This window comes from Blastococcus sp. VKM Ac-2987 (assembly GCF_026967805.1).
Taxonomy (GTDB): domain Bacteria; phylum Actinomycetota; class Actinomycetes; order Mycobacteriales; family Geodermatophilaceae; genus Blastococcus.
The window spans coordinates 1,368,334-1,393,817 of sequence record NZ_JAPVBG010000001.1 but is presented as its reverse complement, the minus strand read 5'-3'; the positions used below and the strand labels follow the sequence as shown (position 1 = coordinate 1,393,817).

Genomic DNA, 25,484 nt, shown 5'->3' with positions numbered 1-25,484 from the left:
TCCGGGGCCCCGCTGGACCGGGGCCTCAGGCGAGGGTCGCCCCGCCGCTGAGCAGCAGGAGCACGTCGAGGACGGTCAGCAGCAGGACGGCGGGGAAGGCCAGCCGGCGGAAGCGCGGTGCGCCGCCGGACAGGGCGGCCACGACGGCGGCGGGCGCGGCCAGCGCGAGCGCGGCCCAGCCGGCGGTCGTGGGGCGGCCCGGAGGGCCGAGGACGAGCACGAGCGACGCACCCGCGAGCAGCAGCGCCCCGGCGGCGGCCGACACCCGCGCACCGAGCCGGTGGGGGAGCCCCCGGACCCCGGTGGCCAGGTCGTCCTCCAGGTCGGGGGCGACGTTCGCCAGGTGGGCGGCGGCGCCCAGGGCGGCGCCCGCGGCGACCAGCCACCACGGGGCGGTCGCGTCGCCGGGCGCGGCGGCGACCACGCCCGCGGGCAGGGCGCCGAAACCGACGACGTAGCCGGCGACGGACCACACGGTGCGCTTGAGACCCGCGTTGTAGGCCCAGCCGCTGGCGACCAGGAGCAGCAGCAGCAGGCCGGGCACGAGGCCGAGGAGGAGGGAGAGGACGACGGCGATCCCGGCCGCCAGCAGCGCTGCCCGGCGCAGCAGCCGGGGCGTCACGTCCCCCTGCACGACCGGCTTGTCGGCCCGCGCGACGGCCCGGTCGCGGTCGGCGTCGAGCCAGTCGTTGCTCCAGCCGATGGAGGCCTGACCTGCGAGGACGGCGGCGCAGAGCAGGGCGGCCCGACCGGCCGGGACGTCGGCGGCGACCGCCAGGAGCGTCGCCACGGCGGTGACCGCCACCGCCGGTGCGGGGTGGGTGGCGAGGACCAGGGCGCGGGCCGTCGCCCCCGGTCGCGCGGCCCCCGCAGGCACATGAATCACGCTGTGTCAACCCCTCCGACTTCTCGGGTCAGGCCCCTGACCTGCATATTTACTGCCCGGGGCCGATCCGTTGGTCAGTGTGCCGTGCTAACCTTGGGGGAGCGAAAGGGGTCACATCCACATGGGCTTCACTGTCGGCGAGACCGTCGTCTACCCGCATCACGGTGCCGCGCTCATCGAGGCGATCGAGAAGCGGGTCATCAAGGGCGAAGAGAAGGCCTACCTCGTGCTGAAGGTCGCCCAGGGCGACCTGACCGTGCGCGTGCCGGCTGACAACGCGGAGATCGTCGGCGTCCGCGACGTCGTCGGTCAGGAGGGCCTCAACCGGGTCTTCGAGGTCCTGCGGGCGCCCCACACCGAGGAGCCGACCAACTGGTCGCGTCGGTACAAGGCCAACCTGGAGAAGCTCGCCTCGGGCGATGTCAACAAGGTCGCCGAGGTCGTCCGCGACCTGTGGCGTCGCGACAAGGACCGCGGTCTCTCCGCGGGCGAGAAGCGGATGCTGTCCAAGGCCCGCCAGATCCTGGTGAGCGAGCTCGCGCTCGCCGAGGGCACCAACGAGGACAAGGCCGAGATCCTGCTCGACGAGGTCCTCGCCAGCTGAGCACTCCGCGCCATCCCGGAACGAACCGAACCGCTCCCGTGCACGCTGCCGCCATCGTCGCAGCGGCCGGGAGCGGTTCGCGTCTGGGCGCCGACCGGCCCAAGGCGCTGGTCCCGCTCGCCGGGCGCCCGCTGGTCGCCTGGGCGGTCGAGGGCCTGCTGGCCGGCGGGGTCGCCGAGGTCGTCGTGACGGTGCCGGCCGCCGAGCGCGCCGCCTTCGCGGCCGCGCTGCCCGGGACGATCCGGCTGGTCGACGGCGGTCCCACCCGCACCGCGTCGGTCCGCGCCGGGCTGGCCGCCCTGACCGGCCCCGGCCGCACCGCACCCGACGTCGTCCTGGTCCACGACGCCGCGCGGCCGCTGACGCCGCCCGAGGCCGTGGCCCGGGTCCTCGCCGCCCTGGCCGCCGGTGCGCAGGCGGTCGTGCCGGTCCTCCCCGTCGTCGACACCACGGTCGTGGTCGACGACGACGGCGTGGTCACCGCGGCCGTGCCCCGTGCCCCGCTGCGCCGGGTGCAGACGCCGCAGGGCTTCGACCGGGCCACCCTCGTCGCCGCGTACGCCGCCCTGGACGACGCGGCCGAGCTCACCGACGACGCCGCCGTCGTCCGCTCGGCCGGCATCCCGGTGGGCACCGTCCCGGGGGACGAGCGGGCCGCCAAGATCACCGTTCCGCACGACCTGGCGCTGGCGGGGCTGCAGCTCGCCGACCTGCAGGTGGCGCGATGACCGCCTCGGAGCTGCCGCGCGTCGGCATCGGCACCGACGTCCACCCGATCGAGCCGGGCCGGTCCTGCTGGCTGGCCGGGCTGGAGTGGCCCGGTGCCGACGGCTGCGCCGGGCACTCGGACGGCGACGTCGTGGCGCACGCCCTCACCGACGCCGTCCTCTCCGCCGCCGGGCTCGGGGACATCGGCGGGCTGCTGGGCACCGACGACCCCCGCTGGGCCGGCGCACGCGGCGCCGACGTCCTCGCGCACGTCCGCGAGGTGCTCGACGCGGCGGGCTGGCGGGTGGGCAACGCCGCGGTGCAGCTGGTGTCCACGACGCCGAAGCTGGGGCCGCGGCGAGCCGAGGCCGAGGCGGTGCTCACCGCGGCCCTCGGCGCCCCGGTGAGCGTGACCGCCACCACCACCGACGGGCTCGGCCTCACCGGCCGCGGGGAGGGGCGGGCCGCGGTGGCCACGGCCCTCGTGGTCCGGACGGGGGAGCCGGCGGTGCGGGCGGCGCAGCCCTGACCGGGGTCTCCGTAGACTCGGCGCAGTGAGCCTCCGCCTCTTCGACACCGCCGCCCGTGCGGTCCGGGACTTCGTGCCCCTGCGTCCGGGAGAGGCGTCGGTCTACGTCTGCGGGCTCACCGTCCAGGGCCCGCCCCATGTGGGGCACGTGCGCGCCGCTCTCGCCTTCGACGTGCTGCGCCGCTGGCTGACCGCGCAGGGGCTGGACGTCACCTACGTCCGCAACGTCACCGACATCGACGACAAGATCCTGGCGAAGGCCGACGCGAACGGCGTTCCGTGGTGGGCCTGGGCCTACCGGAACGAGCGTGCCTGCACCCGCGCCTACGACGTCCTCGGTGTCCTACCGCCCACCTACGAGCCGCGCGCGACCGGGCACGTGCCCGACATGGTGGAGCTCATGGGTCGCCTGATCGAGCGCGGCCACGCCTACGCCGTCGACGGCGACGTCTACTTCGACGTCCGGTCGTTCCCGGAGTACGGCGCGCTGACCGGCCAGCGGCTGGACGCCCTCGAGCCCGCGGCCGACACCGAGACCGACGAGCGCAAGCGGGACCCGCGCGACTTCGCGCTGTGGAAGGCCGCCAAGCCCGGTGAGCCGGCGACCGCCTCGTGGCCGACGCCGTGGGGACGCGGCCGGCCGGGGTGGCACCTCGAGTGCTCGGCGATGGCCGAGCGCTACCTCGGGGCGGAGTTCGACATCCACGGCGGCGGGCTCGACCTGCGCTTCCCGCACCACGAGAACGAGCAGGCCCAGTCGCGTGCGGCCGGCGACGGTTTCGCGCAGTACTGGCTGCACAACGGCTGGGTCACCCTCGGCGGCGAGAAGATGAGCAAGTCGCTGGGCAACACCGCCCTGGTCGACGAGGTCGTGCAGCGGGTGCGGCCGGTCGAGCTGCGCTACTACCTGGTGGCGCCGCACTACCGCTCGACCATCGAGTTCACCGACTCCGCGCTGGAGGAGGCCGCGTCGGCCTACCGCCGGATCGAGTCGTTCGTGAAGCGCGCCGCCGAGCGGGTCGGCGCCGAGGCCGGGGCGCCGGTGCTCTGCGCCGACTTCAGCGCTGCGCTCGACGACGACCTCGGCACCCCCGCCGCCGTGGCCGCGATCCACGAGACGGTGCGGGAGGGCAACACCGCCCTCGCCGACGGGAACGATGCCGCCGTCGCCGGCACGCTGGGTTCGGTGCGCGCCATGCTGGGCGTGCTCGGCCTCGACCCGCTGGACCCGGGGTGGGCGGCCGGCGGCTCCGGTGACCGGCAGCTGGCCCGGGCGACCGACGGACTGGTCGCCCTCGCCCTCGAGCAGCGCCAGGCCGCTCGGGCACGCAAGGACTTCGCGGCGGCGGACGCGATCCGCGACCAGCTCGCCGCCCTCGGCGTCACCGTCGAGGACACCCCGCAGGGACCCCGATGGGAGCTGACCCACTGATGGCCGGCAACAGCCAGCGCCGCGGCCGGAGCGACGGGGCGGGCAAGAAGCGCGCCACCGCCGGCACCGGCGGCAAGAACCGCCGCTCCCTCGCCGGCCGGGGTGCCACCCCGCCGGCCGAGGCGCGGCCCGGCCACCCGGCCCAGCGCCGGGCGGCCGCCGACGCGAAGGCGCGGGCCGACCGGGCCCGTGCCCGCCAGCGCGCCGAGGAGACGCCGGAGCTGCTGCTCGGCCGCAACCCGGTCGTGGAGGCGCTGCGCGCGCAGATCCCCGCGACGGCGCTGTACGTCGTCACCGGCGACACCACGCGCGGCGGCACCGACGAGCGGATCGCCGAGGCCCTCGCGCTTGCCGCCGACCGCGGGCTGCCGCTGCTCGAGGTCGGCAAGGGCGAGTTCGACCGGATGTCGCAGGGCGCCCTGCACCAGGGCATCGGCCTGCAGGTCCCGCCCTACGACTACGCGCACCCCGAGGACCTGCTGGACATCGCGCGGGACTCCGGTCGCCCGCCGCTGGTGGTGGCCCTGGACGGCGTGACCGACCCGCGCAACCTGGGCGCCGTCGTGCGCTCGGCGGCCGCGTTCGGCGCGCACGGGGTCGTCGTCCCGCAGCGTCGCGCCGTCGGCATGACGGCGTCGGCCTGGCGGACCAGCGCTGGTGCGGCGGCGCGCCTCCGGGTGGCGCGCGCGGTGAACCTCCCGCGGGCGCTGGCCGGCTACCAGGACGCCGGGCTGCAGACGGTCGGGCTGGCCGGCGACGGCGACGTCGACCTGCACGACCACGACGGCTTCACCGACCCGGTGGCGCTCGTCGTGGGCGCCGAGGGCACCGGGCTGTCGCGGCTGGTGCGGGAGAAGTGCGACGTCGTCGTGCGCATCCCGATCGACCGCGACACCGAGTCCCTCAACGTCAGCGTCGCCGCCGGCATCGCGCTCTACCAGACCGCGCTGCTCCGCAGCGCGAACGCGGCCGGGTAGCGGCCCGCCGAGCTGACCGTTGCCCCCCGGGCCGGAGGAGGTGCACACTCCCGTCACCCCTCCCGAGGAGGTCAGCGTGCACATCAGCCAACTGCTCCGCCACAAGGGACGCGAGGTCGTCACCGTCGACGGGTCGGTCAGCATCCGCTCCGCTCTCCAGCTGCTGGCGGAGAAGGGGATCGGTGCGCTCGTCGTGTCGTCCGACGGGCGCCGGATCGACGGCATCATCTCCGAGCGGGACGTCGCTCGCGGGCTCCACGAGCGGGGGACCAACCTCCTCGCGGACCCGGTCTCCAGCGTGATGACGACCCAGGTGCACGTCTGCCCACCCGATGCCAGCGTGGACGGCCTCGCGCGGACGATGACCGACCACCGGGTCCGGCACGTCCCCGTCGTCGCCGACGGCGCCCTGGTGGGCATCGTCTCGATCGGCGACGTCGTCAAGGCGCGGTTGGACGAGCTGGAGGCCGAGCGCCAGCAGCTCGTCGACTACATCCAGACGTCCTGACGGCGCAGGGGCTCAGCCGAGCAGCTGCGCGACCGTGTAGATGACCAGGCCGGCGAGGCCGCCGACGACGGTGCCGTTGACCCGGATCCACTGCAGGTCGCGGCCCACCTGGAGCTCGATCCGGCGGCTGGTCTCGTCGGTGTCCCAGCGCGCGACGGTGCTGCTGACCAGCTCGGCCAGATCGCCGGAGAACCGCTCGACCAGGTAGCCCGCGACGCCGTGCGCGTGCCGCTGCACCAGCTCGCGCACGGTCGGGTCGGTGCGGAGCATCGTGGCGCCGTCGAGGATCAGCGCCGTGAGCCGGGTGCGCAGCTCCGAGTCGGGGTCGGCGGCGGCCGAGAGCACCGCGTTCTTGGCGTTGGTCCACAGCGAGCCCGACCATGTACGGACGGCGGGGTGCTCGAGGACCTCCCGCTTCAGCTCCTCGACGCGGGCGGCGGTGGCGGGATCGGTCCGGAGCGCGTGGACGTAGGCGCGCAGGCGGGCATCGTAGGACCGCCGCAACTCGTGCCGCGGGTCGGCGCCCACCTCGTCGAAGAAGCCCTGGAGGCCGGCGAAGACCCGGTCGAAGACGCGGTCGTCGACCCAGTCGGGCACCCAGGCGGGGGAGGCGTCGCCCAGCTGCGCCCGGAACACCAGCCGGTTCTCGTGCAGGAAGCGGGCCGTCAGGCGCAGCGCGGCCGAGAGCACCTCCTGGTGCCGGTCGCCGTCGACCACCAGCTCCAGGACCCGGGCGAGGGCCGGCGCCGCGGGGGTCTCGTGCAGCTTGCGGTCCACCAGGCCGGCGACCGCCGGCTCGAGGTCCTCGTCCCGCAGCAGCTCGGTCAGCGCCGTGACGGCGGCCGCGGCGTCCCCGGCCAGCCGCTCCGCCCGCCCCGGTGCGGCGAGCAGCCCGCCCAGGCGACCGGGGACGTCGATCGTGGTGAGCTTCTCCTCGACCACGGCGCGGGTCAGGAAGTTCTCCTGGACGAAGGCGCCGAGGCTCTCGCCGATCTGGTCCTTCTTGCGCGGGATGATCGCGGTGTGCGGGATCGGCAGCCGCAGCGGGTGCCGGAAGAGGGCGGTGACGGCGAACCAGTCGGCGAGCGCGCCCACCATGGAGGCCTCCGCCGTCGCCCGGACGTATCCGACCCAGGCGCCGGCGTCCTCGCCCACCAGCACGCACGCCAGGAAGACCACGGCGGCCAGCAGGAACAACCCGGTCGCCAGCCGCTTCATCCGGGCCAGGTCACGGGCCCGGGCCGGGTCGTCCAGCGACCCGGGGAGGGGCGCGGTCAGTCGGGGAGCGGCCACCCGGCCCAGCCTAGGGACCGGGCCCGGGGTGGCCGCCCGGGGATCAGTTGGTCTGGCCCAGGGTGACGTCGACGGAGCGGGTGTCCGAGCCGCGGCGGACGGTCAGCTCGACCGTCTCGCCGGGAGCCTGGCTGCGGATCGCCGCGGTGAGCTCCGTGGACGTGGTGACCGGGCGCTGACCGACGGCGGTGACGACGTCGCCGGCCTGCAGCCCCGCCTCCTCGGCCGCGCTGCCCGGCTCGACGGTGGCCACCTGCGCGCCCCTGCCGACCTCGCGGTTCTGGCCGTCGGCGGCGGTGCTCGCGGTCACCCCGAGGAAGGCGCGGCTCGCGGCGCCGGTCCGGATGATCTCCTGGGCGACGCGCTGCGCGGTGTTGCCCGGGATGGCGAAGCCGACGCCGATGTTGCCGCTCTGCGCCTGTCCGCCGGGGACGCCGGAGGCGACGGTGGCGATGGCGGTGTTGATGCCGATGACCTCGCCGGCGCCGTCGACCAGGGCGCCACCGGAGTTGCCGGGGTTGATCGCGGCGTCGGTCTGGATGGCGTCGAGCACGGTCGCGTCGTCCTGCGTGGAACCGGTGGCCACGGCCCGCCCGGTCGCGCTGATGATGCCGTCGGTGACCGTGTTGGACAGGCCGAGCGGGGCGCCGATCGCGACGGCGATGTCACCGATCTGCACCGCGTCGGAGTCGGCGAAGGTGGCCGGTGAGAGGTCTTCGGCGCCGTCCAGGCGCAGCACGGCGAGGTCGAAGGCGGGGTCGGTGCCGACGATCTCGGCGTCGTAGAGGGTGCCGTCGGCGGTCCGCACCTGCACGGAGCCGGAGCTCGCGCCCTCGGCGGCGACGACGTGGTTGTTGGTCAGCACGAAGCCGTCTGCGGTCAGGACGACGCCGGAGCCGCTGCCCGCGCTGGTGCCCGTGGACACGTAGACGGTGACGACGCTGGGGGCGGCCTTCGCCGCGGCGGCCGTGGCTGTGGTGGCCCGCTCCGGGTTCTCGATGGTCACGCTCTGGGCGGACGTCGAGGAACCCGCCGGGCCGGCCGGCTCGTCGAGCAGGGTGGTGACGCCGGCGCCCGCGCCGCCGCCGATGAGCGCGCCGGCGACCAGGCCGACGAGCCCGATGCGGAGCCGGCCGCTGCGCCGGGCCGGCTGCTCCGGAGCGGGCGCCGCGAGCGAGGGCAGGCCGCCGTAGCCGGGGTAGGTCGAGGGCGCCACGGGCTGCGGGGTCGTCGGCTGCTGCGGCGGCTGCCAGGCGAACTGGTGGCCCGCGCCGGGGTGCTGCTGCTGGTGCTCGCTCACTGCTACGTCCTCTCCTCGCAGCCGTCCGGCTGCTGCGTCGGTACCCACTGTCCGACTCCCCGCTGGTGCAACGCTGGAGGGACCCTGTGAGCTTCCTGGGTGCGGCACCGCCGGCGACCCGGAGCGCGGTGCCGGCCGGCCGGGGCAGCGCGCCGGGGGAGCCCAGCGGGAGGGGCCCGGCGGAGCGGGTGATCGATCCGCGACTGCGTGTGCATAGGCGCCCGCGGCGGGGTAGTGGCGCTGGCGACGGCGGGTGCTCCCCGTCGTCAGCCCCGCTCTCTCGCGCCGTGGAGACTGCCCGTGCCCGTCCGTGGTCCCTTCCTCCGCTTCCTGATCGGTCTCGGTCTGGTGTGCGCCGCCGTGGTGGCCGTCGTCGGGGGCATCGCGCTGCGCGGCCCCGGGCTGGTCGCCGTCTGCCTGTCCGGCGCGCTGGCCGGGTGCGTGGCCGCGGGGGTGGCCCGCGAGGACCCCTCGCCCGCGCGCCGCTCCGCCGTCGAGGCGGCCGGTCAGGCCGCGGCGGTGACCGTCGGGGCGCTGCTCGTCGTCAGCGGCACGGCCGTGCTCGCCGGTGGCGCGGCGGCCCTGCTGCTCGTCGGTGCCGGCGTCGCCGCCTGGGCCGTGGCGCGCTGGGCCCGCGACCGCCGGGAGGCCGCCGCCCGCCCGGCGACCGCGGCGGGCATCCACGCCGTCGCGGGCGGCTGGGCACCGCCGCCGTCCCCGGCCGTCACCGGGCTGCCCACGACGGCGCTCGGCGAGGAGTGGCTGCGCACCGGGACCGCGTTGCAGGGCTCGCTGCCTCCCGCGGCGCGGCAGCGGATCGTCTCCCGGCGAGCCCAGGTGCTCGACGAGCTGGAGCGGCGCGACCCGGCCGGCTTCGCCCGCTGGCTCGCCGCCGGGCCGCTGCACGGCGGGGACCCGGCCGGCTTCGTCCGCAGCGACCCGCCGTGCGCCGACCCGAGCACCGAGACCGAAGCCGCCTGACGGGCCGGGGCGCGGCCACTCACCGGTGCCGCCGGGCCGTCCTCCTCGGTGTCACTGGACTCAACCCGGGCCCTGTCGCACGTCCGGCCGGCGTGGCGTGGGGGGACAGCCCGGGTGACCGGCGCCTTCCGGGTGCCCGCTGCTGATTGCCAGGGTGGGTGCGGGAACGCGGACGAGCCGATCGCGGCATGGGAGTCACGGTGTCGTGGAACGCCACGCGTGACCTGTCGGTCACGTAGCACCGCCCCCGACCACCCCTGGGTAGGCCCTGATCACCGACGTGCCGGATCGTTGGGGGAGCCGGTCCACGGGGCGTCGCGTGCCCGTGAACCGGCAGAGGAGGCTGGCAGCGTATGGCGAACGAACGACCAGCCGTGAGGGTCGCCGCGTCCCCCGGTCATCTTGCGGCGGCCGGCCTCACGGCGATCGCGGTGTCGTTCGCCTTCGCCCGGTACGGGTACGGGCTCTTCCTGCCGCAGTTCCGAGAGACCTTCGGCTTGTCCACCGACACCGCGGGACTGCTCGCCGCCGGCGGCTATGCCGGCTACCTGCTGGCGTTGCTGGCCACCGGAGTGCTGGTCGCCCGGACAGGACCGCGCCTCCTCGTCCTGATCGGCACGTCGGCGGCGACCCTGGGTGCGGCCGTGATCGCCGTGGCGCCGAACACGGTGGTGCTCGCGATCGGGGTCTTCGTCGCCGCGACGAGCCCGGGTTGGTGTTGGGCGCCCTTCTCCGACGCCGTCGCCCGGCAGGTGCCTCGTGACCGGAGGCACCGCACGCTTGCGGTGATCACGTCCGGGACGACGTTCGGCGTGCTCGTCTCCGCCCCGGCGGCCTGGCTGACCACTGAGGGCTCCACCTGGCGCCTCGCGTGGGCCGCCTTCGCCGTCCTCGCCCTGGGGGCGGCGGTCTGGAACACGCTGCTGCTGGCCGGCGGACCCGACCCGCAGCGCACCGACACGTCGGTAGGCACCTCGCCGTGGCACTGGATGCGGCGCACAGGCAGCGCCCCCCTCTTCCTCGGCAGCGCTGGGTTCGGACTCACCAGCACCGTGTACTGGACCTATGCCGTCGACCGGGTCGCGAGCGCACCGGACCTGCCGGACGTCGCGGCGCCGGTGTTCTGGCTGCTCGTCGGCGGCAGCGGGATCGTGGGCACCGCCACCGGCTACCTGGTGGCCACCGGAGGGCTTCGGCGGACCTTTGCGGTCTCCTCGATGGCTCTCGGCATGGCCTCCGCGCTGCTGGTCCTACCGCCGTCCTGGCCGCTGGTGACGACCTCCGCGGTGCTCTTCGGCTCGAGCTTCATGGTGCTCTCGGCACTGCTGGTGATCTGGTCGGGCGAGGTGTTCCCGGAACGGCCGGCCACCGGTTTCAGCGCCGCGCTGTGCGCCCTGGCCCTCGGCGCGATCGCCGGGCTCTCCCTGCTCGGCGGCTACGCCGAGGCCTACGGACTGCCCCTCATGTTCGCTGTCGACGCGGCGCTGGTCATCCCGATGGTGCTGCTGCGGCCCCGGTTCGCCCGGCCGGCTGCCTGACGGTCCCCGGACGGGGGCGACGCCGTGAGCCCGGGCGCGGAGCTCGCCCGTGCGTTGTCCCTATCCTTGACCCGGGACTCGTCCCCAGGTCCCGCCGGCGTGGCGCAATTGGTAGCGCACCCGACTTGTAATCGGGCGGTTAGGGGTTCGAGTCCCCTCGTCGGCTCAGTCGAAGCTGCCCGCGCCGTCGCGCCGGTAGCGCCCCAGCCGCTCGACCCGGGTGCGCTCGACCCGCTCGGCGCGCAGCCGGGCCGCCGTCCCCGGCTCGTAGCCGGCCTTCGCCACGCGGTGCTCGATGGTCTCGACCATGTAGGCGAGGGAGAACAGCAGGCCCAGCAGCAGGCCGCCGCCCGCCGCGCTGATCCGGTACGCCAGCGGGACGGGCACCAGCAGCAGGCAGACGACGACCAGCGGCAGCAGCTGCACGAGCGCCCGCGCCAGGTGCCGCCACACCCAGGTGCTCCGCGTGGTGTCGGCCAGCACCCACGGCGCCAGTTCCCGGGGGAGCCCGCCACCGAGGGCGTACCAGACCCATTGCAGGGGGGTGGGCCGCTGTCTGCGCACGCCTCGACGGTAGGCCGCCGAGGCGTGCGGTGACGCCGTGCGGGAGCCGCGGAGCCCGGGCGTACCGTGCGCCCGTGGACGAGCGTCGCCTGGGGGTGGTCTCCGGGCTCGGCGCCTACGCGCTCTGGGGTGTCTTCCCGCTCTACTTCCCCCTCCTCGAGCCCGCCGGCGGCCTCGAGATCGTCGCGCACCGGGTGCTGTGGTCGCTGGTGTTCGTGGCGCTGCTGCTGACCGTCGTCCGCCGCTGGGGGCTCGTGCGCGCGGCGATCCGCAGCCGGCGCACGCTCCTGGTGCTGGCCGGTGCCGCGGTGCTCATCTCGGTGAACTGGCTGATCTACGTCTACGGCGTCAACTCCGGCCAGGTCGTGGAGACCTCGCTCGGCTACTTCATCAACCCGTTGGTCAGCGTCCTGCTCGGGGTCGTGGTCTTCGCCGAGCGGCTGCGCCCGCTGCAGTGGGTGGCCGTCGGCATCGCCACGGTCGCCGTGGTCGTCCTGACCGTCGACTACGGGCGCCCGCCGTGGATCGCGCTGGGACTGGCCCTCAGCTTCGGCACGTACGGCCTGATGAAGAAGGTCGTGCGGGTCGAGGCGGCGCCGGGGCTGTTCCTGGAGACGGCGCTGGTCGCCGTGCCGGCCGGCGTCGTCCTGGCCGTCCTGCACACCGGTGGGGACGGGACCTTCGCCAACGCCGGGATCGGCCACGCCCTGCTCCTGGCCAGCGCGGGGGTGGCGACGGCGGTCCCGCTGCTGCTCTTCGCGGCGGCCGCCCGGCGGATCCCGCTGTCGACCGTGGGGCTGCTGCAGTACCTGACCCCGCTGATGCAGCTGGCGATCGGCGTCTTCGTCTACGACGAGCCGATGCCGCCCGCCCGGCTGGCCGGTTTCGTGATCGTCTGGATCGCCCTCGCGGTCTTCACCGCCGACACCCTGCGACACGCCCGGGCCGGCGCTCGGAAGGCGAGCCAGGACGTCGTGGTTCCCACTCCCTGAGCGCCGGTACGACCCGGCGCGGCGCGCGGCCGGAAACGTCGGTGCCCGGCGCTACGGTCGGGCCCGAGCCTCCCGGGGGTCCCCGGGGGGCAGAGCGTGGCAGGAGATGGACCGACATGAGCAGCGACCCAACCCCCGTGGTCTCCCCACCCCGGGCCGACGGGTCAGGGGAGGGAACCGTGCAGGTCGGCGGCGCCGGGCTGTCCCGGCGCGAGCACGACATGCTCGGCTTCGAGCGGCAGTGGTGGCGGCGGGCCGGCGCCAAGGAGACGGCGATCCGCGACCTGTTCGGCACGACGCCGACCCGGTACTACCAGGCGCTCAACGCCCTGGTCGACCGTCCCGAGGCCATGGCCGCCGATCCGCTGGTGGTCCGGCGCCTCCGCCGGCTGCGCACGGCGCGGCAGCGAACCCGTTCGTCGCAGATCCTGGGCAAGGCGAATGACATGGATTAGATTCAGTCACCGTGGGCAGGCACGCCGCGTCAGGCAGTGACGAGCTGGGTCAGGGGAACGGGTCTGCGACCGCGGGGCGGCGCAGGACCGATGCCCCCGACCGTTCGTGGTCCGGTGGAGCCGCGCAGCTGAGCGACCACCCCACGGCACCCGGCCGCGAGCGCGCCGAGCGCCGCCGCGACGTCCTGCTCGACGCCTCCGCCGGCGACGGCGGCCGTCAGGTGTCGCGCTCCCGGCTCCCGCTGCCCCCGGTCCCCGTCGGGGCCCGTCCGGCCGGCGGTGCCCCCGCGCCCCGTCCGGCCCCCGCCCTCGCGCCGCAGACCAGTGCCGCCCCGTTCCTCGCGGTGCCCCACCCCGAGCCGCGGGAGGAGAGCGCGGCACCGGCCCGCGGCGCGGACGTCCTCGCTCCTGCCGCCGGCGACGCGCTGTTCGGCGCGCCCGCCGGTGCCACGGGCCGGCCCGCGTCCTCGGTGCTGGTCGACGACGGCCCCCTGGTCACCACCGGCCCGAGCGGCCTCGGCGGGCGCACTGCGGCCCCGCGCGTCCCCCGGGTGCCGCGGGTCCCGCGCCAGACCGCACCGTCGAGTGCGCCGCCGTCGTCCTACGGGGACTGGACCAAGCCCTCCCGCACCGAGGACACCGGCCGTTCGCGCATCGCAGCCGACGCCGTGGTGGACGTGCTGCGCACGCCCCTGGCCCCGGCCACCACCGCCATCCCGGAGCGGGGCACGACCACCCGCCGCGACGAGGCGCCGGCGCCCGAGGACGACCTCGACGCCGCGTACGGCGACCCCGACGACCGCGCGACCGACGACAACCTCTCCGGGACCGGTCCGGTCAAGGGCGGCCGGGCCGCCTACCGCGCCGAGCGCCAGGCCGCCGACGCCGCGCGGCGCAAGGCCGCCAAGCGCAACGGCACCCCCGAGGTCCTCTTCGACGACGAGCCGGAGCGCAAGCCCCGGCGCGTGCTCAAGGGCCTGGTGGCCATGGCCGTCGTCGCCGGAGCCGTCCTCGGCGTCTACCAGGTCACCGCCCCCGCGCCGGAGGAAGCCGCCGCTGCCCAGTCGGCGCCGGCCCCGGTCAGCACGCCGACCGTGGCCCCGCCGAGCGCCGCCCTCCCACCGCTGACCCTCGAGCCGGTGCCCGTGGAGCCGGCGGTCACCACACCCGTCCGGGTTCCCGTCACCGTGCTCAACGCGACCAGCGTGACCGGTCTGGCGGGCAAGATCTCCGGGGCCGTCGTCGCCGGGGGCTGGGAGTCGCCCGGCGTCGGCGCCTACCCGGGCACCGACGTCGCCGCCACCACGGTGTTCTTCACCGAGGGCGACGAGCAGCAGCGCCAGGCGGCGCTGCAGCTGATCGACCAGTTCCCCGAGCTCGCCGGCCCCGCGCCGCGCTTCTTCGAGGTCACCGATGTCCCGGCACCCGGCCTGGTCGTCGTCGCCACGGGCAACTGGCAGCCCTGACCCCGGCTCCCGCAGCCGTCCGGAACACGAACGGGCGCCCGGCCGTTGGGCGCTTCGTGCGCTCCCTCCGCGGGCTCGTGCGTCCTCGCCCGCGCTCCGGTGCGCGCGCGACGGCCGCTGCCCTGCTCGCCCTCGCCCTGCCCACCGGCCTGCTCGTCCTCGCTCCTCCGGCGGGCGCCGCCGAGGTGAGCACGGAGGACGCCCGGGTGCCGTCGGGCTCCGGCGAGGAGGCCGTCGAGCTCGACACCACGCTGTACCTCCCGGGCACCGGCGAGCCGGCTCCCGCGGTCGTGCTGGCGCACGGCTTCGGCGGCAGCAAGCGGTCGGTGGCCGACGATGCCGCCGATCTGGCCGACCGCGGCTACGTCGTCCTCACCTACTCGGCCCGCGGCTTCGGGGAGAGCACCGGCCGGATCGGGCTCAACGACCCGCGCTACGAGATCGCCGACCTCTCCACGCTGCTCGACCTGCTGGCCGAGCGCGAGGAGGTCGAGCTCGACGCCGACGGCGACCCGCGCGTCGGGGTCGCCGGTGGGTCCTACGGCGGGGCGCTGGCCCTGCTCGGCGCCGCCTACGACCAGCGCATCGACGCGATCGCGCCCCAGATCACCTGGCACTCGCTGACCACCGCGCTGTTCCCCGACCACACCGGCGACCTGGAGACGGGCACCGTCGCCGCCGTGCCGCCGACCGTGGACGACGGCGTCTTCAAGCAGCTGTGGGCCGGGCTGTTCTTCGGGATCGGCTCGGCAGCGGGGAGCCTGCTCGACGGGGTGGGCGGGGGACCGGCCGGAGCCCAGGGCGCCGCGGCGGCGCTCCCGCCGGAGCTGCTGGAACGTGCGGCGGCGAACCCGGAGGCGGTGGAGCAGCTGCTCACCTGCGGCCGGTTCCGGCCGGAGGTCTGCGCGGCCTACCAGTCGGCCGCGTCCACCGGCCTGCTGACGCCGGAGGTCGCCGCCGTCCTCGACCGCGGCAGCCCGGCCGGGGTGGTCGACCGGATCGAGGCACCGACCCTGCTGGTCCAGGGCACGCGGGACTCGCTCTTCGGCCTCGACCACGCCGACGCCAACGCGCGCGGGATCGCCGGCGACGGGACCCCGGTCAAGGTGGTCTGGTTCGACGGCGGCCACGACGCCTCCGCGTCGGACCGGCAGCGCGAGGAACTGCGCGAGCAGGTCGCCGGCTGGTTCGACTGGCACCTGCGGGGGGTGGGCGAGGATCCCGGCACCGGCTTCGAGTTCCCCGCGCCCACCGGCCTGGGAGCCACGGTCGGCCGCGTGCAGGGCGGCGGCCGGACCGTCGTCGCCGAGGACTACCCAGGCCTGGCCGCGGCCGAGCCCGCCGACCGGCGGCCCGTGACGCTGACCGGCCCCGTGCAGCCGGTCGTCACCCCGGCCGGGGGCACGCCCGCGGCGCTCACCACCGTCCCGGGCCTCGGCGCCCTCAGCGCGGCCCTCGGCGGCACCACCGCCGAGATCCCGGGCCAGTTCGCCGCCTTCGAGAGCGAGCCCCTCGACGCCGCGGTGGAGATCGTCGGGGCGTCGACGGTCGACCTGGTGGTCGCCTCGCCCAGCGGCTCCGCCACCCTCTTCGCCAAGCTGTACGACGTCGGGCCCGACGGTCGCACGACCCTGCCCGGCGGGCTCGTCGCCCCGCTGTCGCTCCCCGACGTCTCCACCGACCCGACGACGCCCACCCGGGTGAGCGCCACGCTGCCGGGCATCGTCCACCGGTTCGAGGCCGGCCACACCCTGCGGCTCGTGGTGTCCTCCACCGACCAGGCCTACGCGCTCCCCGACGAGGCCGCCGTGTACTCCGTCGGCCTGGCAGAGGCGGGCGCGGTCAACGGGGCGGCTGCCGGCTCGACCCAGCTGGCGGCGCCGGTGGTGGACGGCCGGAGCGAGTCCACGGGCGGCACCTCGCGCTGGTGGGTGCTGCTCGCCGTCGTCGCCGCGCTGGGTCTGCTCGGCTGGCTGGCCGCCCGCTGGTGGGGCGGCCGCAGGCGCCGGCAGATCTCCCAGGTCGAGCCGGACGGCGAGGACGTCCCGCTGCGGTTCACCGGCGTGACCAAGGCCTACAAGGACGGCTTCGTCGCCGTCCGGGACCTCTCCTTCGAGGTGCGGCGCGGGCAGGTGCTGGGCCTGCTCGGCCCCAACGGTGCCGGCAAGACGACGTCGCTGCGGATGCTGATGGGGCTGATCCGGCCGACCGAGGGGCGGATCAGCGTCTTCGGGCACGCTGCAGGCCCGGGTGCCCCGGTGCTGTCCCGGCTCGGCTCGTTCGTCGAGGGCACCGGTCTGCAGCCGCACCTGTCCGGGCGCGACAACCTCACCCTCTACTGGGCCGCCACGGGTCGGCCGGCCGAGGACGCGCACATGGACGAGGCCATCGCGGTCGCCGGCCTCGGGGCGGCCATCGACCGCCCGGTGCGCCGGTACAGCCAGGGGATGCGCCAGCGGGTCGCGATCGCCCAGGCGATGCTCGGGCTGCCCGACCTGCTGGTCCTCGACGAGCCCACCAACGGGCTCGACCCGCCGCAGATCCACGCGATGCGCGACGTGCTGCGCTCCTACGCCGCCACCGGGCGCACCGTGATCGTCTCCAGCCACCTGCTCAGCGAGATCGAGCAGACCTGCAGCCACGTGGTGGTCATGGCCAAGGGGCAGAAGATCGCGCAGGGCACGGTCGAGGAGATCGTCGGCACCGGTGGCTCGGTCCTGGTGGGCCTGGCCGACGACGCCGACACCGACCGGGCGATCGCCGTCCTCTCCGGGCTGCCGGGGGTCACGGCCGGGCGCACCGACGAGGGGCTGGTGGCCGAGCTCGACGGTGCCCGCCGGGCCGATGCCCTGCAGGCGCTCGTCGCCGCGGGGGTCGCCGTCGACGAGTTCACGCCGCGACGTCGGCTCGAGGACGCCTTCCTGGCGCTGGTGGGGGAGTCATGAGCGCGACGCGAGCGGGCGACACCGGGCACGTCCAGCCGACCGGCGCGGTCGCCGGCTACCGGCCGGAGCGGACGCTGCGGCTGTCGGTGGAGCTGCGCCGGCAGTTCAAGCGCCGGCGCACCCTCGGCGTCTTCGCGCTCATGGTCGCGCTGCCGCTGCTGCTCATCGCGGCGCTGCAGCTGGGCGCCAGCGAGGAGGCGGCGGAGAACACCCGGATCAACCTGGTCGACGTCGCGACGGCGAGCGGGCTGAACTTCACCCTCTTCGTGCTGTTCGCGACCACCGGGTTCTTCCTGGTCGTGGTGTACGCGCTGCTCTTCGGCGACACCGTGGCCGTCGAGGCCCAGTGGGGGTCGCTGCGGTACGCGCTGGCCACCCCGGTGCCGCGGATGCGGCTGCTCCGGCAGAAGTGGCTCGCCGCGCTGGTGCTGTCGGTCGCCGCGCTGCTCACCCTGGCGGCGGTGGCCGTCGTGGCCGGTGGCATCGCGTTCGGGTTCGGTGACATCCAGACGCCGGTCGGGGTCTCGATCGGCCAGGGCGAGGGGATGCTGCGGCTGGCCGGGATGCTCGGCTACCTGGCGGTGCACCTGCTGGTCGTCGGGGCGCTGGCCTTCTGGTTCTCCACGATCACCGACGCACCGCTGGCGGCGGTCGGCGGCGCGGTCTTCACCATGTTCGTCTTCGCGATCCTCGACCAGGTGGAGCAGCTGGGCTCGATCCGCGACTGGTTCCCGACGGCGGAGGAGTTCGCCTGGACCGACCTGCTGCAGACGCCGGTCGACTCCGGCGACATGTTCCGCGGCGTGATCCAGTCGCTGGTCTACATCGCGATCTTCACCGCGCTCGGCTTCCGCCACTTCTCCCGTCGCGACGTCACGAGTTGAGCTGATGCCGCGCCGAGTGGGCCCCGGAGGGGTCCCGGAGGTCTGACTGGACACGCTCAGCGCGACCGCAGGAGGGCACCTGGCGGCGGTGTCATCCGGAGGATGACGATGCCGTCGCACCTGGCCGCGGTGCGATCCGGAGGATCGCGATGTCACAGGCTGGCGCGGACCGCCTGGGCCCAGCCCTCGCCCATCGCGGCGTCGGTGACGGTGGCGTTGGGGACGGCGGCCAGCGCCGCGGCCATCCCGTCCACCGCCCCGCCGTTCGCGGTGATCCACAGCCGGCCCACGGCGGGCGCCATGTCGAGGTCGCTGATGCTGTCGCCGATCCCCACGGCGTCCTCGGGGGACAGGCCCCGGCGCTCCAGGTCCCAGGCGATCGCGGCGCCCTTGGAGATGCCGCGCGGCATCAGGTGGTAGACCCGCGGCGGTGCCGGATCGGCGTCCAGACCCATCCACGACGCCGCCGGGATCGCCCCGTTGTCCTTGAGGGTGAGCCAGCCCAGCTCCCGCTCGGCGAGCCACGCGTCGACGGCGAGCGCGTCCACCCGGCCGCGGAGCAGCGCGTCGGTGGAGTGGGTCGCGTGCCAGGGCGCGTGCCACTCGAGCCGGCCGGGGTTGGCGGCGACCAGCTCCTCGACGACGCGGAGCTCCGCCATCACGTCCATGGCCGTCCGCTCGCCGTACCCGGCGGGCAGCTCGCCGCGCAGCCGGTGGGTGTTCCGCCCGAAGCCCCAGCCGATGGTGGCGCCGAGCTCGGCGATGGCGCCGTCGGCGGCGAAGATCCGCGCGGCCTCCACCACCTGCTCGTAGGTCCGGCCGCTGACCAGCACCAGGACCACCCCGGCGCGGTGCAGGTCGAGCAGGGCACCGGCCGGTCCGTCGGTCAGCTCCCGGCCGGCGGTGTGCCAGAAGGAGCCCCGCGGGCCGACCATGGTGCCGTCGAGATCGGTGTAGACGATGCGCGCTGCCACGCGCCCATCCTGTCCGCCTCCGGATCCGGTACCGCCCGCGGGTACGATTTGCTCGTTCACTCATCCAGAGGGGCAGAGGGACACGGCCCGATGAAGCCCCGGCAACCGCCGTCCGACGCGAGAGCGCGGCGGGAGGTGCCAATTCCGTCCCGCGCGGCTCGACGGCCCGCTGCGGGGAAGATGAGGAGGTAGTCGTCGCATGACTCTCACCGCTCCCGGTTCCGTACAGGCCGACTCGTCCGCCGGTGGCCCGACCCCGCCCTGTCCGGCCCGCGGGCTCGTCTGCCGCAACTGCGGCGCCACCTTCGGCCTCATCGCCGAGCACGCCTGCGCCGAGTGCTTCGGCCCGCTCGAGGTCGACTACGACCCCGAGCTCATGCGCGCGGTGACGCGGGCGCAGATCGAGGCCGGCCCGCAGAACATCTGGCGGTACGTGGCGCTGCTGCCGGTGGGCCAGGACCCCGCCGGGCGCGTCTCCCTGGACCCCGGCATGACCCCGCTGGTGCGCGCCGACCGGCTGGCCGACGAACTGGGCCTGACCGGTGGGCTCTGGGTCAAGGACGACTCGGCCAACCCCACCCACTCGTTCAAGGACCGGGTGGTCAGCCTCGCGGCGACCGCCGCCAAGGGCTTGGGCTACAAGAAGATCGCCGCCGCCTCGACCGGCAACCTGGCCAACTCCGTGGCCGCGCACGCCGCCCGCGTGGGCCTGCCGTCGTTCGTCTTCATCCCGGCCGACCTCGAGCCGGGGAAGGTCGTGCAGTCGGCGGTCTACGGTCAGACGCTGGTCGCCGTCGACGGTTCCTACGACGACGTCAACCGGCTGACCAGCGAGCTCGCCGAGACCGACGAGTTCGAGGACACCGCCTTCGTCAACCAGAACGTCCGGCCCTACTACGCCGAGGGCTCCAAGACGATGGGCTACGAGATCGCCGAGCAGCTCGGCTGGCGCATCCCGGCCCAGGTGGTCATCCCGATGGCCTCGGGTTCGCTGCTGACGAAGGTGGACAAGGCCTTCCGCGAGCTCACCGCCGCGGGCATCGTCGAGGCCACCGAGTGGACGATCTTCGGCGCCCAGTCGGCCGGCTGCGACCCGATCGCCACCGCGTTCGACAACGGCTGGGACGTCGTCAAGCCGGTGAAGCCAACCGGGATCGCCAAGTCGCTCAACATCGGCAACCCGGCCGACGGCCCGTACGCGCTGGACGCGATCCGGCGCACCGGCGGTGCCGTGGGACGCGTGAGTGACGACGAGATCGTCCAGGGCATCCGCGACCTCGCCCGGACCACGGGTGTCTTCGCCGAGACCGCCGGTGGCGTCACTGTCGCCGTCCTGCGTCAGCTGGTGGAGAACGGGCGGCTGGACCCGGCGAAGGAGACCGTCGTCCTCAACACCGGCGAGGGGCTGAAGACCCTCGACCCGCTGGAGCCGGTCGTCGGCCCGACCCACCGCGTCGAGCCGTCGCTGAAGTCGGTGCGGGCCGCCGGCCTCATCGGCTGACGGGTGGTCCGTCGCCCGATCCGGGTGACACCGTGGTGATGAAGTGCCTGCACAGGGCGGGTGCTGCTGTACCTTCCCGCGCGGTTCCAGTTCCATGTTCGTGCTCGAACGGGCGGAAGAGGTGGACCCGGCCCTCCGATCCGGAGGGCCGTCCGCACGCACGAACGTGGGAGCACACGTGGCACAGGGCACCGTGAAGTGGTTCAACGCCGAGAAGGGCTTCGGCTTCATCACCGTGGACGGCGGCGAGGACGTCTTCGTCCACTACTCCGCCATCCAGATGGACGGGTACAAGAGCCTCGACGAGGGTCAGCGCGTCGAGTTCGAGGTCGTCCAGGGCCCGAAGGGTCCGCAGGCCGACGCCGTCCGCAGCGCCTGATCGCAGCACCTCCACGGAGGCCCGGTCCCCTGGGGGCCGGGCCTCCCGCGCGTCCGGGGGACCCCGTCCTTGCACTCGGCAGGGTCGAGTGCCAGACTCGTTTCTGGCACTCGGGGCTCCCGAGTGCCAATCAGGTCGGAACGGTGAGGCACCGGTTCGTGGGCCGACGGAGCGTCCACGTCGCTGGTGTCGTCCGTCGCGGGCGCCGAACCCGGCCGTGCAGCGTTACATGCATGGAGGACATCACCACATGGCCAAGATGATCGCCTTCGAAGAAGAGGCGCGCCGCGGTCTCGAGCGGGGCATGAACACCCTCGCCGACGCCGTCAAGGTGACGCTCGGCCCCAAGGGCCGGAACGTCGTGCTGGAGAAGAAGTGGGGCGCCCCCACGATCACCAACGACGGTGTGAGCATCGCCAAGGAGATCGAGCTCGAGGACCCGTGGGAGAAGATCGGGGCCGAGCTGGTCAAGGAGGTCGCCAAGAAGACCGACGACGTCGCGGGTGACGGCACCACCACCGCCACCGTGCTCGCCCAGGCGCTCGTGCGCGAGGGTCTGCGCAACGTCGCCGCCGGCGCCAACCCGATGGCCCTGAAGAAGGGCATCGAGAAGGCCGTCGCCTCGGTCACCGAGTACCTCCTCTCGACCGCCAAGGACGTCGAGACCAAGGAGCAGATCGCCGCCACCGCGTCGATCTCCGCCGCCGACCCCGCCATCGGTGAGCTCATCGCCGAGGCGATGGACAAGGTCGGCAAGGAAGGTGTCATCACCGTCGAGGAGAGCAACACCTTCGGGCTCGAGCTCGAGCTCACCGAGGGCATGCGCTTCGACAAGGGCTACATCTCGCCCTACTTCGTCACCGACACGGAGCGCATGGAGGCCGTCCTCGACGACCCGTACGTGCTCGTCGTGAACGGCAAGATCAGCTCGGTCAAGGACCTGCTCCCGCTGCTGGAGAAGGTCATGCAGTCGGGCAAGCCGCTGGCGATCATCTCCGAGGACGTCGAGGGCGAGGCTCTCGCGACCCTGGTCGTCAACAAGATCCGTGGCACCTTCAAGTCCGTCGCCGTCAAGGCCCCGGGTTTCGGTGACCGCCGCAAGGCCATGCTGACCGACATCGCCATCCTCACCGGTGGTCAGGTCATCAGCGAGGAGGTCGGCCTCAAGCTGGACACCGCCGGCGTCGAGCTGCTCGGCCACGCCCGCAAGGTCGTCGTCACCAAGGACGAGACGACGATCGTCGAGGGTGCCGGGGACACCGACCAGATCCAGGGCCGGGTCAACCAGATCCGCAGCGAGATCGAGCGGTCGGACTCCGACTACGACCGCGAGAAGCTGCAGGAGCGCCTGGCCAAGCTGGCCGGTGGCGTCGCCGTCATCAAGGCCGGTGCCGCGACCGAGGTGGAGCTCAAGGAGCGCAAGCACCGCATCGAGGACGCGGTGCGCAACGCCAAGGCCGCCGTCGAGGAGGGCATCGTCGCCGGTGGTGGCGTCGCTCTCGCGCAGGCCACGGCCGTCGCATTCGACAAGCTCGAGCTCGAGGGCGACGAGGCCACCGGTGCCAACATCGTGCGCGTCGCGCTCGAGGCGCCGCTGAAGCAGATCGCCATCAACGCCGGCCTCGAGGGCGGCGTCGTGGCGGAGAAGGTCCGCAACTCCGACACCGGCTGGGGCCTCAACGCCGCCACCGGCGAGTACGTGGACCTGATCGCGGCCGGCATCATCGACCCGGCCAAGGTCACCCGCTCGGCGCTGCAGAACGCCGCCTCCATCGCGGCGCTCTTCCTCACCACCGAGGCCGTCATCGCCGACAAGCCGGAGAAGAACGCTCCGGCCATGCCGAACAGCGATGGCATGGGCGGCATGGACTTCTGAGTCCAGCCCCTTCGTAGTACCAGCACTGCCCGGCAGGGGCGGTCCGTTCCGGCGGGCCGCCCCTGTCGGCGTGCGGGGCCTCAGTCCTCCGGCGGGAAGCAGCAGAACTCGTTGCCCTCCGGGTCGGCCAGCACGTGCCAGTCGATGTCGGCGCCCTGCGTCCGCACGACCCGGGCGCCGGCTGCCACCAGTGCGTCCCGGTCGCCGACGACGTCGAGGTGCATGCGGTTCTTCACCCACTTCGACTCGACCACCGGGTTGAACCAGATGTCGGGCCCGGCCCCCGACGGGTCGACGATCAGCGCGGGCCAGTCGCGTTCGCGCACGGTGCCGTCGTCGAGCACGTCCTTGCGGACGTAGCCCAGCGCCGCGGACCACCAGTCGGCCATCGCGTGGTGGTCGCGGGCGTCGAGGCAGAGGTCCTTGAAGCGGGCGGGGGCGTCGGCCATGCCCCGACCTCACCACATCCCGGGCAGACCGAGGGCCCGCCACCGGGTGGTGACGGGCCCTCGACGGGTGGGCTCAGCGGACCTCGACGGGGAACGGCCCCGAGACGCTGCCCTCGCTGGACTTGATCCAGATCTCCGCCGGTGCCGTCGCGGGTGCCGGGTCGACGGTGATCTCCCAGGCGCCCACGTTCTCCGGGGCCTCGATGGCGCCGACGACACCCGTCGGGTAGCCGGCGAGCGGGGTCGCGACCGGCCCGGTGCCCGCGGCGTTGGTGCGGTGCACCGTGATCGTCGCCCCGGGCACGGTGCCGGATCCGGAGATGCGGAACTCGTCCCCGGTCCGGAACTGGGCCAGCCCGATCGCGACGTCGTCACCGACGACCCGGTGGTTGACCCCCGCCGACAGGGTGCTGTACGCGGTGGCGGCCGGGGTCCGGGACTGCACCCGGAAGACGTACCGCTGACCGTCGGCGCTCTTCGGCAGGCCGGTGACCTGGGCCGTGGTACCGGTCACGACCACGTCCCGGTCGGGCTGGAGCACGACCGTGGCCGCGTCCGTCGCCGTCGCGTCCGTCCGCAGGAACACCCGGACCCGGTAGCCGGTGGCGTCCGGCACCGGGTTCCACGCGAGGTCGACCCGTCCCTGGGGCGCGGCCGGGTCCGGTCCGGCGCCGGCCGTTCCGGTGATCGCCAGACCCGTGGGCGCGACGGCCGGGGCAGCGGGCGCCGGCGACACCACACCGGAGCCGTGCGTGGCGTTGCCGGCCGCGTCGATCGCGACGTAGTTCACGGTGGTGTCGGCCGTGGTGACGGGGATCGGCGCCGTGTAGAGCGTCGCGGTGGCCGACGGGACGTTGCCGCCCTCCACCGTCGTCACCGGGCTGCCGTCGGTCGTGTAGTAGAGAGTCCCCTCGTCGGCGGCCAGCGTGAGGGACGAGGTCACCACCGCCGTGGTGCCGGTCAGCTCGGGGGTCGTGGTCACCACGGGAGCCGTGGTGTCTCCCGAGCCGTCCTCGTTGGGCGGCGCGATCGTCCCGGCCAGGGCGAACGGAGCGCCGATCTCGCTGCCGACCATCGAGCGGACCTCGATGGTGTACAGGGCACCGCCGGTCAGGCCGTCCAGGACGACCTGCGTGGTGCTCGCGCCCACCCGGTAGCCCTCCTGCCGCTGGGTGGCCTGGTCGATGGCGGTGACGCTGTAACCGGTGACCGGCGCCCCACCCGCGACCGGAGCCGCGGACGCCCAGGTGACCGTGGCTGCGGTGCCGTCGGCGTTCCACACCGTGGAGTACTCACCGACGGGGGGCTCGGCGCCGTCCGGGCCGGGGGGGCACCCGGGTGCGCCACCGCTGGCGAGCCCGTACTCGGCCAGGGTCAGACCGAGCTGTGCCTCGACGGTGGTGGCCTCGGCCATCCAGCTCAGCGCCACCGCCTGTCCCTCGAACACCAGTTGCTGGTCCGACGGCGACAGGTCGTCGAACGTCACGGAGAACTCGCCGTTCGCCGCGGTGCCCGAGACCGTGTAGCCGGTCGGGACCTCGTCGGGCACCTCGTTGGGGCTCCAGCCGATCGCCCGCTCACCGATGGCGCCCTCGTCCCGCATCGCCGGGTTGACGACCTCGACGGCGAACCGGTCCAGGTTCACGTCGGCGCCGTAGCTGCCCGAGAACGTCACGGAGTTGACGTTCCCCTCGGCCGGGTCGCTGGCGGTGACCTGCGTGATCGCCGCCGAGCCGACCCGCATGCCGTCCACCAGCGGGGACCCGCTGAACGACAGCGACACCTCGTCACCGGCCCGGAGGTCGGGCGTGACGCCGGTGAAGCAGCTGGCGGAGTCGTGGTTCCACTCCCGGAAGCCGGTGTCGTCGACGACCCCCGTGGCGGTGCCGACGGTCTGGCCGCCACGGGTGACGGTGAGGGTCGCGGTCTGGCCGGCCTGGGCGGTGTAGCCCTCGATGGCGATCATGTCGCGGTCGGGGAAGACCTCGATGTTGCCCGGCCCGCTCGGCGGGTTGCCGGCAGAGGCGCTCGTGGCGACTCCGAAGAGCCCGGCGGTGGCGGTGATGGCCGCGAGGCCTCCCGCCACGGCGCGGCGCTTCCGGCTGGGGGCGTGGAGCAGTCCGGTCGCGGAGGTGGCCACCGGTCCGGCTCCTCTCCCGCGACCACGCCCGGTGGTCGGTCCTGTTCTGGTCATGGCCTTCTCCGCAGTTCGTGTCCGGTCGCCTCGATCGAGGGAACGTGCA

The 25,484-nt window shown here is 74.5% G+C and carries 23 protein-coding genes, 1 tRNA gene and 1 riboswitch; of the genes, 17 read left to right on the top strand and 7 right to left on the bottom strand.

Annotated elements, in window-relative coordinates; translation table 11 throughout:
• Window positions 1-25: 25 nt before the first annotated feature.
• Window positions 26-877, bottom strand: coding sequence for a UbiA family prenyltransferase (locus O2W17_RS06930; protein WP_269191667.1), 852 nt, complete (start codon window positions 875-877; stop codon window positions 26-28).
• Between the two features lie 130 nt (window positions 878-1,007).
• Here O2W17_RS06930 and O2W17_RS06925 point away from each other — a divergent pair, with 130 nt between their 5' ends.
• The 6 genes from O2W17_RS06925 to O2W17_RS06900 are packed head-to-tail and all read left to right on the top strand — an operon-like array spanning window position 1,008 to window position 5,644.
• Window positions 1,008-1,490 (top strand): CarD family transcriptional regulator, encoded by a 483-nt coding sequence (locus O2W17_RS06925; RefSeq protein ID WP_269191666.1) that lies wholly within the window; start codon window positions 1,008-1,010, stop codon window positions 1,488-1,490.
• Window positions 1,491-1,528: 38 nt separating this feature from the next.
• Window positions 1,529-2,218 (top strand): 2-C-methyl-D-erythritol 4-phosphate cytidylyltransferase, encoded by a 690-nt coding sequence (gene ispD / locus O2W17_RS06920; protein ID WP_269191665.1) that lies wholly within the window; start codon window positions 1,529-1,531, stop codon window positions 2,216-2,218.
• Window positions 2,215-2,727: a 2-C-methyl-D-erythritol 2,4-cyclodiphosphate synthase gene (ispF, locus tag O2W17_RS06915; protein ID WP_269191664.1), complete on the top strand. Its 513-nt coding sequence runs from the start codon at window positions 2,215-2,217 to the stop codon at window positions 2,725-2,727. Before ispD ends, ispF begins: the two co-directional genes overlap by 4 nt.
• A 25-nt stretch (window positions 2,728-2,752) precedes the next feature.
• Window positions 2,753-4,159, top strand: a complete 1,407-nt coding sequence (gene cysS / locus O2W17_RS06910; RefSeq protein WP_269191663.1) for a cysteine--tRNA ligase — start codon at window positions 2,753-2,755, stop codon at window positions 4,157-4,159.
• Window positions 4,141-5,136, top strand: coding sequence for a 23S rRNA (guanosine(2251)-2'-O)-methyltransferase RlmB (gene rlmB, locus O2W17_RS06905; protein WP_269191662.1), 996 nt, complete (start codon window positions 4,141-4,143; stop codon window positions 5,134-5,136). Before cysS ends, rlmB begins: the two co-directional genes overlap by 19 nt.
• Before the next feature lie 40 nt (window positions 5,137-5,176).
• Window positions 5,177-5,644 (top strand): CBS domain-containing protein, encoded by a 468-nt coding sequence (locus O2W17_RS06900; protein WP_269191661.1) that lies wholly within the window; start codon window positions 5,177-5,179, stop codon window positions 5,642-5,644.
• Window positions 5,645-5,656: 12 nt separating this feature from the next.
• Here O2W17_RS06900 and O2W17_RS06895 read toward each other — a convergent pair whose 3' ends face one another.
• The gene (locus O2W17_RS06895; RefSeq protein ID WP_269191660.1) at window positions 5,657-6,937 is read right to left on the bottom strand and encodes a DUF445 domain-containing protein; all 1,281 of its coding nucleotides are present in this window, start codon (window positions 6,935-6,937) and stop codon (window positions 5,657-5,659) included.
• 43 nt (window positions 6,938-6,980) lie between these two features.
• The gene (locus O2W17_RS06890) at window positions 6,981-8,237 is read right to left on the bottom strand and encodes a S1C family serine protease (protein ID WP_269191659.1); all 1,257 of its coding nucleotides are present in this window, start codon (window positions 8,235-8,237) and stop codon (window positions 6,981-6,983) included.
• Between the two features lie 300 nt (window positions 8,238-8,537).
• Here O2W17_RS06890 and O2W17_RS06885 point away from each other — a divergent pair, with 300 nt between their 5' ends.
• From O2W17_RS06885 to O2W17_RS06875, 3 genes are all read left to right on the top strand, one after another.
• On the top strand, window positions 8,538-9,218 hold the full coding sequence (locus O2W17_RS06885; RefSeq protein WP_269191658.1) for a hypothetical protein: 681 nt from the start codon (window positions 8,538-8,540) through the stop codon (window positions 9,216-9,218).
• A 374-nt stretch (window positions 9,219-9,592) separates the two neighbouring features.
• Window positions 9,593-10,756: an MFS transporter gene (locus O2W17_RS06880; RefSeq protein ID WP_269191657.1), complete on the top strand. Its 1,164-nt coding sequence runs from the start codon at window positions 9,593-9,595 to the stop codon at window positions 10,754-10,756.
• A 93-nt stretch (window positions 10,757-10,849) separates the two neighbouring features.
• Window positions 10,850-10,922, top strand: a tRNA-Thr gene (locus tag O2W17_RS06875).
• Here the strand turns inward: O2W17_RS06875 and O2W17_RS06870 are convergent.
• Window positions 10,922-11,320: a DUF5313 family protein gene (locus tag O2W17_RS06870; RefSeq protein WP_269191656.1), complete on the bottom strand. Its 399-nt coding sequence runs from the start codon at window positions 11,318-11,320 to the stop codon at window positions 10,922-10,924. The two genes, O2W17_RS06875 and O2W17_RS06870, sit on opposite strands and share 1 nt — an antisense overlap.
• 74 nt (window positions 11,321-11,394) lie before the next feature.
• Between O2W17_RS06870 and rarD the strand changes: the two genes are divergently transcribed.
• From rarD to O2W17_RS06845, 5 genes are all read left to right on the top strand, one after another.
• The gene (rarD, locus tag O2W17_RS06865) at window positions 11,395-12,312 is read left to right on the top strand and encodes an EamA family transporter RarD (RefSeq protein WP_269191655.1); all 918 of its coding nucleotides are present in this window, start codon (window positions 11,395-11,397) and stop codon (window positions 12,310-12,312) included.
• 116 nt (window positions 12,313-12,428) lie between these two features.
• Complete coding sequence (locus O2W17_RS06860; protein WP_269191654.1) at window positions 12,429-12,767, top strand: DUF3263 domain-containing protein; 339 nt, start codon at window positions 12,429-12,431, stop codon at window positions 12,765-12,767.
• 11 nt (window positions 12,768-12,778) lie between these two features.
• Window positions 12,779-14,233 (top strand): LytR C-terminal domain-containing protein, encoded by a 1,455-nt coding sequence (locus O2W17_RS06855; RefSeq protein WP_269191653.1) that lies wholly within the window; start codon window positions 12,779-12,781, stop codon window positions 14,231-14,233.
• Between the two features lie 77 nt (window positions 14,234-14,310).
• The gene (locus O2W17_RS06850) at window positions 14,311-17,178 is read left to right on the top strand and encodes an alpha/beta fold hydrolase (RefSeq protein WP_269191652.1); all 2,868 of its coding nucleotides are present in this window, start codon (window positions 14,311-14,313) and stop codon (window positions 17,176-17,178) included.
• Window positions 17,175-18,062 (top strand): ABC transporter permease, encoded by an 888-nt coding sequence (locus O2W17_RS06845; RefSeq protein ID WP_269191651.1) that lies wholly within the window; start codon window positions 17,175-17,177, stop codon window positions 18,060-18,062. The genes O2W17_RS06850 and O2W17_RS06845 overlap by 4 nt, the downstream gene beginning before the upstream one ends.
• Before the next feature lie 152 nt (window positions 18,063-18,214).
• On the opposite strand, the gene O2W17_RS06840 is transcribed toward O2W17_RS06845, so the two are convergent.
• A complete protein-coding gene (locus O2W17_RS06840; protein WP_269191650.1) occupies window positions 18,215-19,036 on the bottom strand; it encodes an HAD family hydrolase in 822 nt (273 codons plus the stop codon).
• Between the two features lie 57 nt (window positions 19,037-19,093).
• A riboswitch (SAM riboswitch) is annotated at window positions 19,094-19,223 on the top strand.
• Window positions 19,224-19,235: 12 nt separating this feature from the next.
• On the opposite strand from O2W17_RS06840, the gene thrC reads away from it, so the two are divergent.
• The 3 genes from thrC to groL all read left to right on the top strand — a co-directional run bounded on the left by thrC (window position 19,236) and on the right by groL (window position 22,792).
• A complete protein-coding gene (thrC, locus tag O2W17_RS06835; protein WP_269191649.1) occupies window positions 19,236-20,537 on the top strand; it encodes a threonine synthase in 1,302 nt (433 codons plus the stop codon).
• 178 nt (window positions 20,538-20,715) lie between these two features.
• Entirely contained in the window at window positions 20,716-20,916 is a 201-nt protein-coding gene (locus O2W17_RS06830; protein WP_269191648.1) for a cold-shock protein, read from the top strand.
• A gap of 250 nt (window positions 20,917-21,166) precedes the next feature.
• A complete protein-coding gene (groL, locus tag O2W17_RS06825; protein WP_269191647.1) occupies window positions 21,167-22,792 on the top strand; it encodes a chaperonin GroEL in 1,626 nt (541 codons plus the stop codon).
• 80 nt (window positions 22,793-22,872) lie between these two features.
• Here the strand turns inward: groL and O2W17_RS06820 are convergent, their stop codons facing one another.
• Together O2W17_RS06820 and O2W17_RS06815 are read right to left on the bottom strand one after the other, a co-directional pair.
• Window positions 22,873-23,241: a VOC family protein gene (locus O2W17_RS06820; protein WP_269191646.1), complete on the bottom strand. Its 369-nt coding sequence runs from the start codon at window positions 23,239-23,241 to the stop codon at window positions 22,873-22,875.
• Window positions 23,242-23,314: 73 nt separating this feature from the next.
• On the bottom strand, window positions 23,315-25,381 hold the full coding sequence (locus O2W17_RS06815; RefSeq protein WP_269191645.1) for a fibronectin type III domain-containing protein: 2,067 nt from the start codon (window positions 25,379-25,381) through the stop codon (window positions 23,315-23,317).
• Window positions 25,382-25,484 lie beyond the last annotated feature (103 nt).

Bases quoted from the DNA above. Each gene is read 5' to 3' on its own strand.
- O2W17_RS06925 (WP_269191666.1), top strand. From the start codon at position 1,008: ATGGGCTTCACTGTCGGCGAGACCGTCGTCTACCCGCATCACGGTGCC.
- ispF (WP_269191664.1), top strand. From the start codon at position 2,215: ATGACCGCCTCGGAGCTGCCGCGCGTCGGCATCGGCACCGACGTCCAC.
- rlmB (WP_269191662.1), top strand. From the start codon at position 4,141: ATGGGAGCTGACCCACTGATGGCCGGCAACAGCCAGCGCCGCGGCCGG.
- O2W17_RS06860 (WP_269191654.1), top strand. From the start codon at position 12,429: ATGAGCAGCGACCCAACCCCCGTGGTCTCCCCACCCCGGGCCGACGGG.
- O2W17_RS06845 (WP_269191651.1), top strand. From the start codon at position 17,175: ATGAGCGCGACGCGAGCGGGCGACACCGGGCACGTCCAGCCGACCGGC.
- thrC (WP_269191649.1), top strand. From the start codon at position 19,236: ATGACTCTCACCGCTCCCGGTTCCGTACAGGCCGACTCGTCCGCCGGT.
- groL (WP_269191647.1), top strand. From the start codon at position 21,167: ATGGCCAAGATGATCGCCTTCGAAGAAGAGGCGCGCCGCGGTCTCGAG.
- O2W17_RS06820 (WP_269191646.1), bottom strand. From the start codon at position 23,241: ATGGCCGACGCCCCCGCCCGCTTCAAGGACCTCTGCCTCGACGCCCGC.